This window comes from Pseudarthrobacter cremeus, from assembly GCF_051857465.1.
Classification (GTDB): domain Bacteria; phylum Actinomycetota; class Actinomycetes; order Actinomycetales; family Micrococcaceae; genus Arthrobacter.
The window spans coordinates 109,748-124,038 of sequence record NZ_JBPZHC010000008.1; the positions used below are offsets into that span (position 1 = coordinate 109,748).

Sequence of the window (14,291 nt, forward strand, 5' to 3'; positions counted from 1 at the left end):
GGGTGTGAAGTGGGGTTAGAGGCCGAGGAGGCTGGACTTGCGGATGACCAGTTCGGGGACGATGGGCCGGTGGACGAAACCGCCGCCGAAGTCGTAGTCCTGGATTCGTTGCAGGAGCGTCTTGGCCGAGGCGACGCCGATTCCGGAGCTGTCCGGGTCAACGGTGGTCAGGCCCAGGCGTGGCATGGCCCCCAGCGCGATATTGTCGTATCCGGTGATGGCTACTTCGACCCCGCGTTCATCGGCAGCCGTCATGGCACCGAAGGCCGCGAGATCGTTGATGCAGGCCAGGGCCGTGGGCCGCTGGTGTTTGGACCGTGAGGAACTCAGCGCCCTTTGGGCCGCGACGTAGCCGGACTCCTGGAAGAAGTCAGCGTCGACGACGCGGATGTGACGGGCCAGCCCGTGTTCCTCCATGGCGGCGGAGTAGCCGTCCACGCGGGCACGGCCCACTGAGCCCCCGAGGCCGCCAAGGTGCACGATTTTCTCGTGTCCTTGCGCGATGAGATGCTCAACAACCATGCTCATGCCGAGGGAATCGTCGCTCCGGACCACATCTGCGGTGTCGATGTAGTCCGGTCCGCCGCCGGCGAAGACCACGGCTCCGCCGGACACAGCCCGGTTGAACGGTGCCTTGTCCGGCACGGTTCCCACCACAAGCAGGCCCGCCACGCGGAGGTCCCTGAAGGCTTGGAGGATGGACTGGTCCACTCCCCTGCCGGGTGCGGTGACCGCGCTGAAGAGGACGGTGTGTCCGGCCTCTTCAAGCACGGTCCGGGCGGCGTCGGCCACGTCGAAGGCCCACGGGTTGTGCATGTCGCTGACGAGGACGCCGATGGTTCCGTTGTCCCGGGTTGCCAGGGACCGGGCCGCGAGGTTCAGCTCAAAGCCCATCTCCTCGACAACCTTGAGCACCCGCTGCCGGCGTTCGTCGCTGACGCGTGGTGAGTCGCGCAGGACTAGGGAGACCAAGGACTTGGATACGCCGGCGCGTTCGGCCACGTCCTTGATCGTGGGCCGACGGGCGGATGCAGTGGTCATCGCTACACCCGCGCTGCCGTGGTGCCCTGGATTTCCTCGATCTTCTGCCATTGACCGGACAGCGAGGATGCTTCGGCGGCACTGACGATCGCAGCCGCGGAGGCGGCATCGTGGATGTTCGAGTTCTCCTGGGCCCCGCCGGCGACGGCGACCAGGAACTTCTTCGCCTCGATCACCTTGAGGTCGTCAAAACCCATGCTGTTGCCGGGTCCGGGCTGGAAGTAGGCGTAGTCGCCATGGCGGGGGCTGGCGTTCACCGTGGTGTAGCCCTGCTCCTCGTTGTTGCGTCCCAGGCAGACCTTGAGTTCGTTCATGCGCTCGAAGTCCCATTTGAGCGAGCCTTCGGTGCCGTAGACCTCAATCTGGTACCCGCATTCGGGGCCGACGGCGACGCGGGAGGATTCGATGGTGCCGACGGCTCCTGCTCCGACTGCGGACGGCCCGAAACGGACCAGCGCTGCGGCGTAGTCTTCATTCTCGACCTCCCCCATCTCACCGTTCTCAATGACTGCGAAGTGCGTGCCGGATCCCATGGCCAGCTTGGGCCGCTGCGTGTAGACAGTGCTGGTCAGCGCGGTCACCTCGGCGATGGGTCCAACTACATATTGGCACAGGTCCGTCGCGTGGCTGAACAGGTCGGCAAGGACGCCGGTGCCGGCGAGTTTCCGGTCGAAGCGCCAGGAAAGGGCACCGTTGGGTTCGGAGGCGTAGCCGGAGAAGAAGACGGCCCGGACGTTGGTGATCCGGCCGAGGCGGCCCTCGGCAATCAGTTTCCGTGCGTGCTCCACAGCCGGGGCGTGGCGGTAGTTGTAGCCGATGGACGTGACCACGCCGGCATCAATCGCGGCTTCCTGCACGGCGGCGGTTTCCTGGTACCCGCGTCCCACAGGCTTTTCGATCCAGAAGTGCTTGCCCGCCCTGGCTGCGGCGATGCCGATTTCCGCGTGCAGAAAATTCGGCGCACAGATGGAAACCACGTCCACGTCCGGGTGGTTCAGGACATCGTGGTAGTCGGTGGAGCCTTCGGCGAAGCCAAGGACATCACGGGCATAGTCCACGCGGCCGGGGGCAGTGTCCGCTGCGATGACGAGCCTGGTTTTCAGGCCGAGCTCAGGGTATGCGTACGGGACGGTCTGGTAGGCCCGGGAGTGGAGCTTTCCCATCCACCCGACGCTGATGAGGCCGACTCCGATGGTGCGGGGTTCTGCGTTCACGTTCTTGCCTTTCCTATGGTTTTAAGTCAGTTGCGGGCGGTGTCGAAGGCGTCGCGGAACGCCGCCGCCATGATGGTGGAGTCTGAGCCGATGGCCACGAACCGGAAGCCCTGGCGGACATATTTAGCAGCACCCATTCCGTCCACGGCCAGGATTCCTGCCGCCTTGTTGTGGAGCTGCGCCGCGGAAACGACGCGCTGCAGGGCCTCCTGGAAGACGTTGCTGTCCAGCTGCAGCGGAACCCCCAGGGCGTAGGAGAGATCCAGTGGTCCCACGAAGAGAACGTCGACGCCTTCCTGGGCGGCGATGTCTTCAACAGACTCCAGTGCTTCGAGGGTTTCGATCTGGATGACTCCCAGGGTTTCCTGATCGGGTTCGGTCAGCGTGCGGCGGTCCATACCCCAGCGGCAGGAGCGGTTGTACGTGGCCACACCGCGGTCTCCGAGGGGCGGATACATCATGTGCCGGACCGATTCCGCGGCCTGGTCCACGGTGTTCAGCCGGGGAACCATGATCCCGGCAGCTCCCTGGTCAAGGACACGTCCGATCCGGATACGGTCTCCGGATTCGACCCGCACGACCGTTGGGATGCCATAGCTTCCCGCGGCAACAACCCCATCGCGGACCGCGTCCTCGCCCCCGGACCCGTGTTCAAGATCGATCAGGATCCAGTCGGCTCCAGCCGCGGCGCAGACCTCGGCGGCGGCTGCCGAAGCCATGCCCACGAAGGTGCCGACCGTGACTTCACCCGAGGCAAGGCGACGGCGCAGCTGCCCTGCATTCAGTGGTCCCTGGCTCATCCGAACCACCGCTGGCTGCCGCGTGCCTTCTCGTAGTCGGCCCGGAGAGTGCGGACCCATTCCTGACCGGACACTTCGGCCGGGGCAACATCCCACCAGACATCGCCGCCGGGCAGGTCAACGTGGGGAACCGTGGGGACCACGATGACTACCGGTCCCTGGGTGTCCCGGGTCGACGACAGCGCCTCCCGGACCTCGGCTGCGGTGGTGGCGCGGATGGCCAGAGCGCCCAGTCCTTCGGCGATCTGGCGCAGGTCGACTTTCAGGTAGTCGCCGTCGAGCCGGGCCTTGGGAGCGTCAGCAACCGCGATGCTCCCTCCGGTGGTGCGGTAACGGAATTCGTTGCCGAATTCCTTGCCGGTGCGGTTCATCTGCAGGCGGTGGATGACCTGGTAGCCGTGGTTTTCGGAGACGATGATGGTGACGTTGAGCCCCTCCTGCGCTGCGGTGAGGATCTCGGTGGGTGCCATCAGGAACGTGCCGTCGCCAATGAACGTGACCACACGGTTGTCGTTGTTGCCTTCGGCCAGGCGGACGCCCATGCCTGCGGCGATCTCGTAGCCCATGCAGGAGAATCCGAATTCCAGATGGCAGTGCCGGTTCCCTGTGGCGTCCCAGACCTTCTGCAGGTCCCCCGGTGCCCCGCCGGCAGCGGCGATGACTGTGTCACCGGAGCGTGCGTGTTCCTGCATGATTCCAATCAGCTGCGGCTGCGTCAGCAGGGCTTCGGTGACGGGCGCGTCCGGGTGGTCGTCCGGGTTGTAGGCGGTGTCGGCGTCGAGCCACTTGGACCGGATGGGGACCCACTTGGCCTTCTCGGTCTGGACTGTGTCCTGCCATGCTTCGCTGGTGCTGTGGCCTTCCAGTGCCTGGGCGAGGGCTTCCAGCCCCAGCCGGGCGTCGGCGAGGATTCCGGTGGCGCCCTGCTTGCGGGTATCGGCGTCCACAATGTTCAGGGATGCGAAACGGACGTCCGGGTTCTCGAAGATGGACTGTGAGCCGGTGGCGAAGTCGGTGAGGCGGGTGCCGACGTTCAGGACCAGGTCAGCCTGCTTGACGAGGGTGTTGGAGGCGAAGTTGCCTTCCAGGCCCACGCCACCCACCTGCCACCATTCATCCTTGGTCACGGCGCCCTTGCCGCCGAAGGTCTCCACCACGGGGATTCCGGCCTGCCCGGCCAGCGCTTCGAGTGCTGCGTGGGCGTCCGAGTAGTGGATGCCGCCGCCGGCGATGATCACCGGACGCTCAGCCGAGCGGATGAGCCGGGCGACGTCGTCGATCTCTTCCGGGTCCGGCAGCGGACGCCGGATCTTCCAGTCGCGTGGTTCGAAGAACTCCGCCGGGAAGTCGTAGGCATGGGACTGCACGTCCTGGGGCAGGGAAATGACCACGGCACCGGTATCGGTGGGGCTGGTCAGCACCCGCATGGCCTGCGGCAGTGCCGTCAGGAGCTGCTCCGGGCGGGTGATCCTGTCGAAGAAGCGGGAGACGGGACGGAACGCGTCGTTGACGGTGGCATCAGCCTCGATGGGGTGCTCGAGCTGCTGCAGGACCGGGCCCTGGTGCCGTGTGGCGTAGGTGTCCCCGGGCAGGAGGAGCAGCGGCAGCCGGTTGACGGTCGCCAGTCCGGCGGCGGTGACGAGGTTGAGAGCACCCGGCCCAATGGATGCTGTCACGGCGAGGACGGCCTGGCGCCGGGTGGCTTTGGCAAACGCCGTCGAAATGTGGGCCATGTACTGCTCGTGGCGGCCCTGGATGAACGGCATGTCCTCGGCCAGTTCGTCGAAGGCCTGGCCCAGGCCGGCGACGTTGCCGTGACCGAAGATTCCCAGGGCGGCGGGAACCAGGCGGCGGCGGACGCCGTCTGCAACGGAGTGCTGGACCGAAAGGTATTTGATGACGGCTTGGGCTGTGGTGAGCCTGATGGTCTGTGAGTTAGTGGTCATTGCCTTATTCCAAGTAGGTGGTGGATTACCAGGGGCGTCCGTGCAGGATGACCGTTTTTTCTTCGGTCATTTCATTCACTGCGGAGCGGACGCCTTCCTTGCCGATGCCGCTGCCCTTGAGTCCTCCGTAGGGCATGAGGTCGGCCCGCCACAGGGGCGTCCAGTTGATGTGGATGTTCCCGGCGTCGATCTGGCGCATGGCCCGGATGCTGCCGGCGACATCGCTGGTGAAGATCCCGGCGCCGAGCCCGTACTCGTTGTCGTTGGCCATGGCGATGGCTGATTCGATGTCCGTTGCAGAGGAAACGGCGACGGCGGGTCCGAACAGTTCGTTGCGGCTCAGCGGGGAGCGGGGGTCGACGCCGGCAATCACGGCCGGGGTGACGACGGCGCCGTCGCGGTCTCCACCGGTGAGCACCTTGGCACCGGAGTGCCTCGCTTCGCCGATCGAGGAATGGACGCGGATTGCTTCCTCTTCGGAGATCAATGACCCGAGCCTGGTGTCGGCTTCCTTCGGGTTGCCCACTGCGATGGCCTCCACCTTGGGCACGAGGGCGTCCAGGAAGTCGGCTTCGACGCGGCGGTCCACGATGACCCGCTGCACCGAGATGCAGACCTGGCCGGCGTTGATGAAGCCGCCTGCTGCCACGGCGCTGGAAGCGAGTTCGAGGTCTGCGTCCGGAAGGATGATCACGGGGCAGGACGCGCCGAGCTCCAGGGACAGTTTCTTGACCCCGGCGATCGAGCTGATCCTCGTGCCTGTGGCAGTGGACCCGGTGAAGGAGACTTTCCGCACCCGGGGATCGGTAACGAGCACATCCCCCAGGGTGCTACCGGGGCCGGTGAGGACGGACAGTGCCTCCGGCGGCAGGCCGGCGTCGACAAAGCATTCCGCCAGCTTCAATGCCGTCAGTGGCGTGGCCCGGGCGGGTTTGAGCACGACGGCGTTGCCGGCTGCCAGCGCCGGTGCGATTTTGTGCAGGACCAGCAGGGCGGGGTAGTTGAACGGTGTGATGGCGACAACGATGCCTACGGGCTGCCGGAGGGTGAAGCCGATCTTGTCCAGCCCGGTGCCTGCGTTGGCATCCAGCGGGAGAGTGGATCCGTAGAGCTGGCTTCCCTCGTAGGCGGCAAGACGGATGATGTTTCCTGACCTGCTGGCTTCGCCCCGGGCTTCCGTGATCGGCTTCCCGGTTTCGGCACTGATCGCCTGGGCAATGTCCTCGGCGCGCTCGTCGGCCAGGGCAGCCGCGCGCAGGAGGATGTCCACCCTGACGTGTGCCGGCGTGGACCGCTGCAGGTGGGCGCCGATCTCGGCCCGGTCCAGGGCGGTCTGGGCGTCCTGGACTGTGGCAACGGGAACTGTGTCAATGATCCGGCCGTCAAAGGGTGACCGGACGTCCTCGGTCCTGCCGTCGGCGGCACCCCGCCAGGATCCGGCGATTAGCATCTGCATGGTTGCTCCATCTGGGTTGTAGACGTTTTGCGCTCAGTGGCGCTTGGCGGTGCTTTCGTGGGCTGCATCGGCGACTTCAGCGACCTCGGCCTGGACTTCCTTGAGGGCCTCGTTGTGGCCGCCGAGCTGTTCGAGTTCGTGGGCGAGTTCGGCGAGTTCGGCGCCGCCGGCCATCTGGGCCGTGAGCTCATCCAGGGTGATGTCCTTCTTGTCGTAGTAGCCGATTGACTTGCCGCGCTTGAGCAGCAGGAACCGGTCCCCCACGGGGAAGGCGTGGTGCGGGTTGTGGGTGATGAAGATGACGCCCAGTCCGCGGTCACGGGCCTGCAGGATGTAACGGAGCACCACACCTGACTGCTTCACGCCCAGGGCCGCCGTCGGTTCGTCCAGGATCAGGACCTTCGCGCCGAAGTACACGGCACGGGCGATCGCCACACACTGGCGCTCACCGCCGGAGAGCTGGCCGATCGGCTGCTCCACGTCACGGAGGTCGATGCCCATCTCGGCGAGTTCGTGCTTGGTGATGTCCTTCATCTTCTGGACATCCATGCTCTTGAACGGGCCGAAGCCGGACGTCAGTTCGGAGCCGAGGAAGAAGTTCCGCCAGATCGGCATCAGCGGCACCACCGCGAGGTCCTGATAGACGGTGGCAATCCCGGCGTCGAGGGCGTCCCGGGGTGAGCTGAACTTCCGCTCCTCGCCCATGATGTTCAGCACCCCGGCGTCGTGCTGGTGCAGCCCGGCAATGATCTTGATCAGCGTGGACTTACCCGCACCGTTATCACCCAGGACGCAGGTGACGCGGCCGTTGTCCACGGCCATGGTGACATCGGACAGGGCAACGATGTTGCCGTAGTGCTTGCCCACTCCCTCGAGGGAGAGCAGGTGCACGGGGGTGTGCGTGAGCGGGTCCCGCTCATTCTGGAGCAGCTGCGCTTGGTCGATCCTGCTGGCGTCAGTTTGATTGGCATTCATGGTGTTAAGGCCCTTACTTGAGTTCCGCGCGGCGCTTGACGATGAGGTTGACGATGGTGGCCAGCAGCAGCATCAGGCCCAGGAAGAACTTGAACCAGTCCGGGTTCCATTGGGCGTAGACGATGCCCTTGTTGGCCATGCCAAAGATGAACGCGCCGATCGCGCCGCCGATCGCGGAACCGTAGCCGCCGGTGAGGAGGCAGCCGCCGATCACTGCGGCGATGATGTAGAGGAATTCATTGCCCACGCCTTCGCCGGACTGCACCGAGTCGAAGGCGAAGAGGTTGTGCATGCCCAGGATCCAGCCACAGAAGCCCACTCCCATGAACAGGCCGATCTTGGTGGCCTTGACCGGGACACCGACGGCGCGGGCGGCGTTTTCGTCCCCGCCGACGGCGAAGATCCAGTTCCCCACCCGGGTCCGCATCAGTACCCAGGTTGCCACTGCGACGAGCGCGATCCAGATGAAGACGGTGTTCTTCACGTCCACACCACCGATGTTCACAGAGGAGGAGAAGACAGCCTGCGCCGACTTGTAGCCATCCATGGAGGAGATGGATGGCGAGGAGACCCCGCCGCCGATCAGCCGGGTCAGGCCCAGGTTCAGGCCGGTCAGCATCAGGAAGGTCGCCAGCGTGACGATGAAGCTGGGCAGCTTGGTCTTCATCAGGATCCAGCCATTGATGAAACCGATGGACAGCGACATGACCAGCGCCAGTGCCACACCCACCCAGACATTCACGCTGAAATACCAGCTGAACATCGACGCCGTCAGCGCCGAGCTGATCACGGCAACACCGGTGGAAAGGTCAAACTCACCGCCGATCATCAGCAGTGACACCCCAACGGCCATGATTCCAATGGTGGAGCTGCCATACAGGACGGTGGCAAAGGCGTTCGGCTGGATAAAGGTAGTAGATACGAGTGAGAAGAAAACGAACAGGACAACGGCACCCACCAGGGCGCCAACTTCCGGCCGCCCCAGCAGATTTTGAAGAGGGCTCCGGCGCCCAATCCGCTCATCCTCGGCCACCGGTTTCGGCTTTGCTAACGTCTGTGTCATGGAAAACTCCTAGTTGGTCTGGCTGCGGGAGAACCGGGACCGGTCTTCCCGCAGCCAGGTAAGCCTGTGGCCTAGCGGATGCCGGCCTGCGCGAATTTGGAGACGTCCGTTGCGTTGGACTTGTCAACGATGGCCGGGCCGGTGTAGACCTGCTGCCCCCCACCGACAGTGAAACCGCCGACTTTTTGGGCCCAGATGGCGTCAACAGTGCCGTAACCCTGAAGGTAAGGCTGCTGGTCCACCGTGAAGTCCACGCTGCCATCCACGACCGCCTTGGCCAGATCGGCGTTCAAATCAAAGGACGCAACCTTGACCTTGCTGCCCGTCTCCTTGACGGCTTTGACAATGGTCAACGTAAACGGAGCGCCAAGACCGACGATCGCGTCCGCATCCGGAGTCGACTGCAGCTTGGCCGTGACAGTCGAAGACACAGACGTCATGTCAGCACCGTTGACGTACACGATTTCGGAGCCTGGTACGTTCTCCTTGATCCCGGCGCAGCGGTTCTCAAGCCCCACGTGGCCCTGCTCCTGGATGACACAGATCGGGTGCTTGACACCCTCGGAAGCCAGCCGCTTGCCCACGGCAACGCCGGCGAGCTTATCGCTCTGCCCGAAGTGAGCCATGACCCCCAGTGCTTTGTACTGGTCCTCGCCGGCGTTGAAGCTCACCACGGGAATCCCGGCCGCAAGAGCCTTCTGGACGACATCCTTCAACGCATCCGGTTTCGCCAGCGTCACTGCGATGCCGTCCACTTTCTGGTCGATCGCCTGCTGAACGAGCTGCGCCTGACGGCCCGCATCCCCGTCTCCGCTGTAGAGCAGGTCTACGTTGTCCTTCTTTGCGGCAGTTTCAGCGCCCTTGCGCACGATGTCCCAGAAGGTGTCCCCGGCTGCGGCATGAGTGATCATCGCGATCTTGATCCGGGCGGTGTCAGCCACCTGCCCGGCTTCCCCTGATGTTCCTGTTTCGGTCTTTCCGCCGCTTGAACATGCCGCCAACGCCAGAAGCGGAACGACGGCGAGGGCCATAACGCCCCGGTGCCAAGTGAATTTTGCCACGTGAAATCTCCTTTGATTCGCGCAATTTCGACCGTCGTGAACGCTTCGGGCCCACGGCATTGCGTGGGGCGTATTGCGGAGGCCGTTAATCTTGAGCGGATGTGATCCATCTCGCTTTGTGGAACGGTCCAACTCTAAAACAAAGGGTTTTCTGAAGTCAATAGACCGTTCCAATTATCTGTGGTTTCATATTTTTACGCTTTACTTCATCGGGCAGCGGCCCTCAGTCGCTTCAAAGGAGAACCATGACCACCACCAGTGCCCCCGAACTCGTAGCGTCGTGTTGGACGAGTGCCGGCAATGCGGAGCCGCTGCAGAATCCCGAGACCAGTCCTGTACCCATCGCGGACCGCCTCGAAGCCATCGCATCAACCGGGTGGTCCGGACTCGGGCTCGCTCACGACGATCTGGCCGCCGCCCGTGCCACTCTGGGTTTTCAGGCCTTGCGTGGCCTGATCGACGAGGCGGGTCTCCGCTACGTTGAAGTTGAACTCCTCACCGATTGGTGGGATGAGAGTCTCGCCCCGGCCTGGCGGCCGAAGTTCGATCTACTCCTCGAGGCCGCCGAGACGCTTGGTGCACGTTTCATCAAAGTGGGAACGTCGATCGGAACGCCCCTGGATGACCTCGACTTCCTCGTGGAGCCCCTCCGGCGCCTCACGGCTGATGCCGCGCGGCGGGGCACGCGCATTGCTCTGGAACCCATGCCCTTTTCGATGGTCGGAAGCGTGCCGGCGGCGGCCGACCTCATGCGAAAGGTTGATATGGCCAACTGCGGGCTGGTGGTGGATTACTGGCACGTCTTCCGCGCCGGAACCACCTTGGACGAGCTGGCCGACAGCCTTCAGCCGGAACAGATTTTCGGGGTTGAACTCAATGACGCGGATGAGGAAATCAGGGGCTCCCTTTTTGAGGACACCCGGGACAACCGCCGCCTGTGCGGACAGGGTGACCAGGATGTCACCGGGTTCATCGTTGCCCTGAAATCCCTTGGTTTCAGTGGCCCTTGGGGCGTGGAAATCCTATCCAAGGAACATCGCGCGCTTCCGGTGCAGGACGCCTTGCGGGCGGCGTATGCCACAACATTGGCCTGCTTTCCCACGCAATAGAAAACCGGGGCGATCACTCCCCTCCATTCCGAAAGGGTGACGAACGTGGACCTCAGACGCATCACCGATTGGACCGTATTGGCCGGAGTCAGCATAGAGATCCGGCAGCAGGGCAGCACCGTCTGTAACGGCTACGTAGATGCCGTGACGGAAGACGGCACGATCCTCTGGCTGCGACCTCCCGCGCAGAACCGAAGGCTTTTCGAGAAGGCCGCGTTCTATGAGGCGTGGGCAACCGATGACCGCGCGGGCTTCCACTATGAGATCACGAAAGGCCTTAACCGCCCTTGTGAGCAGACCCCCGAGGCCGAGGATTCGTCGTCGACAAGCTGTGCCACAACGTAGCCCCTCCGCTCGGCCGAGAGTCTCGAGGGCCCCACGAGCCAGACCCTGAGCCCGCCACCTGGCTGCGGCGTGCTGACCTCCGCGAGAGGCTCCCGATGCGTCATCTGCTAGCCCGCTGACACATCGATCAGCACCTTGCCGACGATGCCCTCTTCCACCGCCGCGTGGGCCGCAGCCGTGTCAACCAGGTCAAAGCGATGCAGCGGCAGGCCTGCGGCCTCTCCCACAGGAAGGGCGCCGTCGGCGATGGCCGCATTGATGTCCTCGGCGGCGGCGTGCACCGCCGCCATGCCAACGGTGTAGAGCAGCACGAACTGGTAGCGGACATTGAGGCTGAAATGCCTGCGCACGTCCAGGCTCACGAGATCGCCGCCGTTGTTGGCGTAGACGGCGATGGAGCCACGGTTGCGGATCACTGCCAGGTCGAGTTCAGCGTTCTGCGCGGGTGCCACCTCCACGATCTGGTCGACGCCGTCGGGAGCGATCCGGCGGATCTCCGCGGCCGCGTCGGTTTCCCGGTAATTGATGACGTGATCTGCGCCGGCGGCCGTGGCCAGCGCGGCCTTCGCAGGTCCGCTCACGGTTGTGATCACCACGGCGCCGGCCCACTTGGCGAGCTGGATCGCCGCATGACCGACGGCGCCGGCCCCTCCTGCGACGAGAACCACTTTGCCGTCCAAGGCTCCCGGGTGCAGCCGCCGCGGGCCGTCCTCGGCGATGGTGAGGGCCCGATGGGCGGTGACGGCGGGAACGCCCAGGCTTGCGCCGACGTCGAACCCGGCGTTCTCCGGCAGCGGAAAGACCCTCTCGGCCGGCAGTACGGCGAACTCCTGGGCTGTCCCGCCGTCGGCGCGCTGGTAGGCGGCCAGGGCCAGCCAAACCCTGTCACCGACGTGGAAACCCTCGACGCCGGGTCCGAGGGCGTCCACCACTCCGGCGCCGTCCTGGTTCGGCACGACCTCCGCGAAAGGCAAGGACTCGCCCGGTTTAGCGCCGCGGCGCGACTTCCAGTCTGTGGGGTTGACCGCTGAGACCATGATCCGCACGCGCACCTCCCCGGGCCCCGGATCGCGGATGCCACGGTCGATGAGCTCGAGAACAGATGGATCGCCGCTGGCACGGTACACGATAGCTTTCATACTCAGACCTAACGCCGGCCCCGACCGAAAATTCCCGCCGGGCGCCTGCCGGACAGATGCTAAGACGGTCCCCTGGCCGTAAATCCCACATCGCCCCGGCGCATATCCAAGGGATTTGACGCAGTGAGGCTGTTGGCAATGTGGTCCATGCGAATTCGGCCCCGCAGGTGCCATCGCCGGCAGGCTACAAGTTCAAGCCGCAGGATCGTTTCTCGCCGAAGGCCATATCCAAGGATCTGATCCGTTTTGTTTCTCGTGCTCCTCGGCACTCCGCGTCCGCGCTGAGCGCGACCCGTCTCGTTTCCACTTGCCGCCCGGCTCCGGTTCGTTTTCCCTTCTGGTTAACGGGTGCTCAGAAGTGCGTGCTGCTGTCTTGGGGCGGTGGACGGTCCCCATCGGCAAGGTGTCCAACACCGCGCCGCCGGTCAATTCTACGCGGGTCGCGCCCGGATCTACAGGAGATTTGTGTGCCCACTCGGGCGAGATTCATCAGGCGCACCGACAGTGATTGGATTGCTGGTGCCTCCGCGCAGAGCTCCACGCACAGTCTGTGGACTGAAACGGTGGACAGACGATACGGCAGCTGGGCGGTAGCGCTCTGCCCGCCAGCCGTCCGCGTTCCGGTTCCTCGGCCATACAATAACCGCCTCTCGAGTGTTGTGGAACCCTGGGAAAGACCCGCGGTGTCTCCCGCAGGCCTTCCCCATCGACGATTGAGTCTCACATCCCGGCGTCTTCCGAACCGCCGGTCGTGAGGTGGCGGACCTCTAAGAGAGTTCCGTCCGCGAGCTTTCCTTGGTGACCAGCACTGCCACGGTTCCGGCCAGCATGACGGCCGCCCAGAACACGGCGACCAGAACGATGCTGCCACCGCCCAGGATCAGGAGCCCGGTGGCGATCATCGGGGTGAACCCGGCGCCGAGGGTTGAGGCGCCCTGGTACGCGAGTGACGCGCCGGTGTAGCGGACGTTGGTTGGGAACTGTTCGGCGACGAACGCCCCGATCGGTCCGTACAGGAGACCCTGGATGATGCCTTGGCCTACGATCAGCGCCACAGCGAATCCCCAGAGCGTTCCGTTGTTGAGCAGTACAAGCAGTGGATAGGCGAGCACGACGCCCAGCACGCCGCCGATGATCAGCATGCGCCGGCGGCCCACGCGGTCGCTCATCCGGGCCGCCCATAAGGTGACGATCAGGGTGAGGACGGCTCCAACGGCCTTCCAGTTCAGGACTCCGGTGCGGTCCGCTCCGGCCTCTACGGCGATCGAGACGCCCCAGACGGTCAGCAGTCCCTGGCAGCAGTAGAAGCTCATTGTCGCTATGAGGGCCAGAAAGACGGCCCGGCGGTGGTGGCGGAACACCTCCAGGAGGGGGATCTTCCTCTTTTCGCTCGCCTGCTCCAACTGCCGGAAGAGCGGGGTCTCCGTTACCTTCAGCCGGATGACAAGACCTATGACGATGAGTGCCGCGCTGAGCAGGAACGGGATCCGCCAACCCCAGACGAGGAAATTGTCGCCTGTGGCGGCGGAAACCGCCGAAACCACGAGCGTGGCCAGGAGCGCGCCGGCCGGTCCGCCCGCGTTGGCGAACGAGGTCGCGAAGCCGCGCTGCTTCTTGGGTGCATGTTCAAGTGCCATGAGCGCGGCACCGCCCCACTCCCCGCCGACGGCAATGCCCTGGATCACGCGCAGGACCACCAGGATCACCGGCGCGGCGACGCCGATCTGCGCCGTGGTGGGCAGCATGCCGATGAGCATGGTTGCCACGCCCATCATCATCATGGACAGCACCAGCATCTTCTTGCGGCCGATCCGGTCCCCGAAGTGCCCGAAGACGATGCCGCCCAGCGGCCGGGCGACATAGCCGACGGCCAGTGTCGCGAACGAGGCGAAAATCGCCACCGCCGGATCCTGGTTAGCGAAGAACACCTTGTTGAAGACGATGGAGGCGGCTGTCGCGTAGAGAATAAAGTCGTAGTACTCGATGGCACTGCCCACGAAGCTGGAAGCGAGGATCCGCTTCATTTCGACGGTCTTCAGCGATTCCTGCAGATGGGGTACCGGTGATTCGGTTTCTGCTGTGGGGCCCGTGGGTAGTGAGTCCAGGTGAGTGTTTCGGGTCATGATTCCTCCTTGAATCAGT

The 14,291-nt window shown here is 64.5% G+C and carries 12 protein-coding genes; 2 read left to right on the forward strand and 10 right to left on the reverse strand.

The annotated features are described in order from the left end of the window. Window positions 1-15 precede the first annotated feature (15 nt). The 8 genes from ACS5PJ_RS15505 to ACS5PJ_RS15540 form a co-directional block, all read right to left on the reverse strand. On the reverse strand, window positions 16-1,041 hold the full coding sequence (locus ACS5PJ_RS15505; RefSeq protein ID WP_439435759.1) for a LacI family DNA-binding transcriptional regulator: 1,026 nt from the start codon (window positions 1,039-1,041) through the stop codon (window positions 16-18). A gap of 2 nt (window positions 1,042-1,043) precedes the next feature. After that, window positions 1,044-2,255, reverse strand: a complete 1,212-nt coding sequence (locus ACS5PJ_RS15510; protein WP_439435760.1) for a Gfo/Idh/MocA family protein — start codon at window positions 2,253-2,255, stop codon at window positions 1,044-1,046. 26 nt (window positions 2,256-2,281) lie between these two features. Further along, complete coding sequence (locus ACS5PJ_RS15515) at window positions 2,282-3,055, reverse strand: HpcH/HpaI aldolase family protein (protein WP_439435761.1); 774 nt, start codon at window positions 3,053-3,055, stop codon at window positions 2,282-2,284. Continuing rightward, window positions 3,052-5,001: a 3D-(3,5/4)-trihydroxycyclohexane-1,2-dione acylhydrolase (decyclizing) gene (iolD, locus tag ACS5PJ_RS15520; RefSeq protein ID WP_439435762.1), complete on the reverse strand. Its 1,950-nt coding sequence runs from the start codon at window positions 4,999-5,001 to the stop codon at window positions 3,052-3,054. The genes ACS5PJ_RS15515 and iolD overlap by 4 nt, the downstream gene beginning before the upstream one ends. Before the next feature lie 25 nt (window positions 5,002-5,026). Then, complete coding sequence (locus ACS5PJ_RS15525) at window positions 5,027-6,457, reverse strand: aldehyde dehydrogenase family protein (protein WP_439435763.1); 1,431 nt, start codon at window positions 6,455-6,457, stop codon at window positions 5,027-5,029. Window positions 6,458-6,490: 33 nt separating this feature from the next. Then, on the reverse strand, window positions 6,491-7,432 hold the full coding sequence (locus ACS5PJ_RS15530; protein WP_439435764.1) for an ATP-binding cassette domain-containing protein: 942 nt from the start codon (window positions 7,430-7,432) through the stop codon (window positions 6,491-6,493). Window positions 7,433-7,445: 13 nt separating this feature from the next. Further along, entirely contained in the window at window positions 7,446-8,495 is a 1,050-nt protein-coding gene (locus ACS5PJ_RS15535; protein ID WP_439435765.1) for an ABC transporter permease, read from the reverse strand. 71 nt (window positions 8,496-8,566) lie between these two features. After that, entirely contained in the window at window positions 8,567-9,556 is a 990-nt protein-coding gene (locus ACS5PJ_RS15540; protein WP_439435766.1) for a substrate-binding domain-containing protein, read from the reverse strand. A 245-nt stretch (window positions 9,557-9,801) separates the two neighbouring features. Here ACS5PJ_RS15540 and ACS5PJ_RS15545 point away from each other — a divergent pair, with 245 nt between their 5' ends. Both ACS5PJ_RS15545 and ACS5PJ_RS15550 read left to right on the forward strand, forming a co-directional pair. Next, complete coding sequence (locus tag ACS5PJ_RS15545) at window positions 9,802-10,665, forward strand: sugar phosphate isomerase/epimerase family protein (protein ID WP_439435767.1); 864 nt, start codon at window positions 9,802-9,804, stop codon at window positions 10,663-10,665. A gap of 45 nt (window positions 10,666-10,710) precedes the next feature. After that, a complete protein-coding gene (locus ACS5PJ_RS15550; protein WP_439435768.1) occupies window positions 10,711-11,010 on the forward strand; it encodes a hypothetical protein in 300 nt (99 codons plus the stop codon). Window positions 11,011-11,117: 107 nt separating this feature from the next. On the opposite strand, the gene ACS5PJ_RS15555 is transcribed toward ACS5PJ_RS15550, so the two are convergent. Beyond that, complete coding sequence (locus ACS5PJ_RS15555; protein ID WP_439435769.1) at window positions 11,118-12,149, reverse strand: NADPH:quinone reductase; 1,032 nt, start codon at window positions 12,147-12,149, stop codon at window positions 11,118-11,120. Window positions 12,150-12,916: 767 nt separating this feature from the next. Beyond that, window positions 12,917-14,272 (reverse strand): MFS transporter, encoded by a 1,356-nt coding sequence (locus tag ACS5PJ_RS15560; protein WP_439435770.1) that lies wholly within the window; start codon window positions 14,270-14,272, stop codon window positions 12,917-12,919. Window positions 14,273-14,291: the final 19 nt, after the last annotated feature.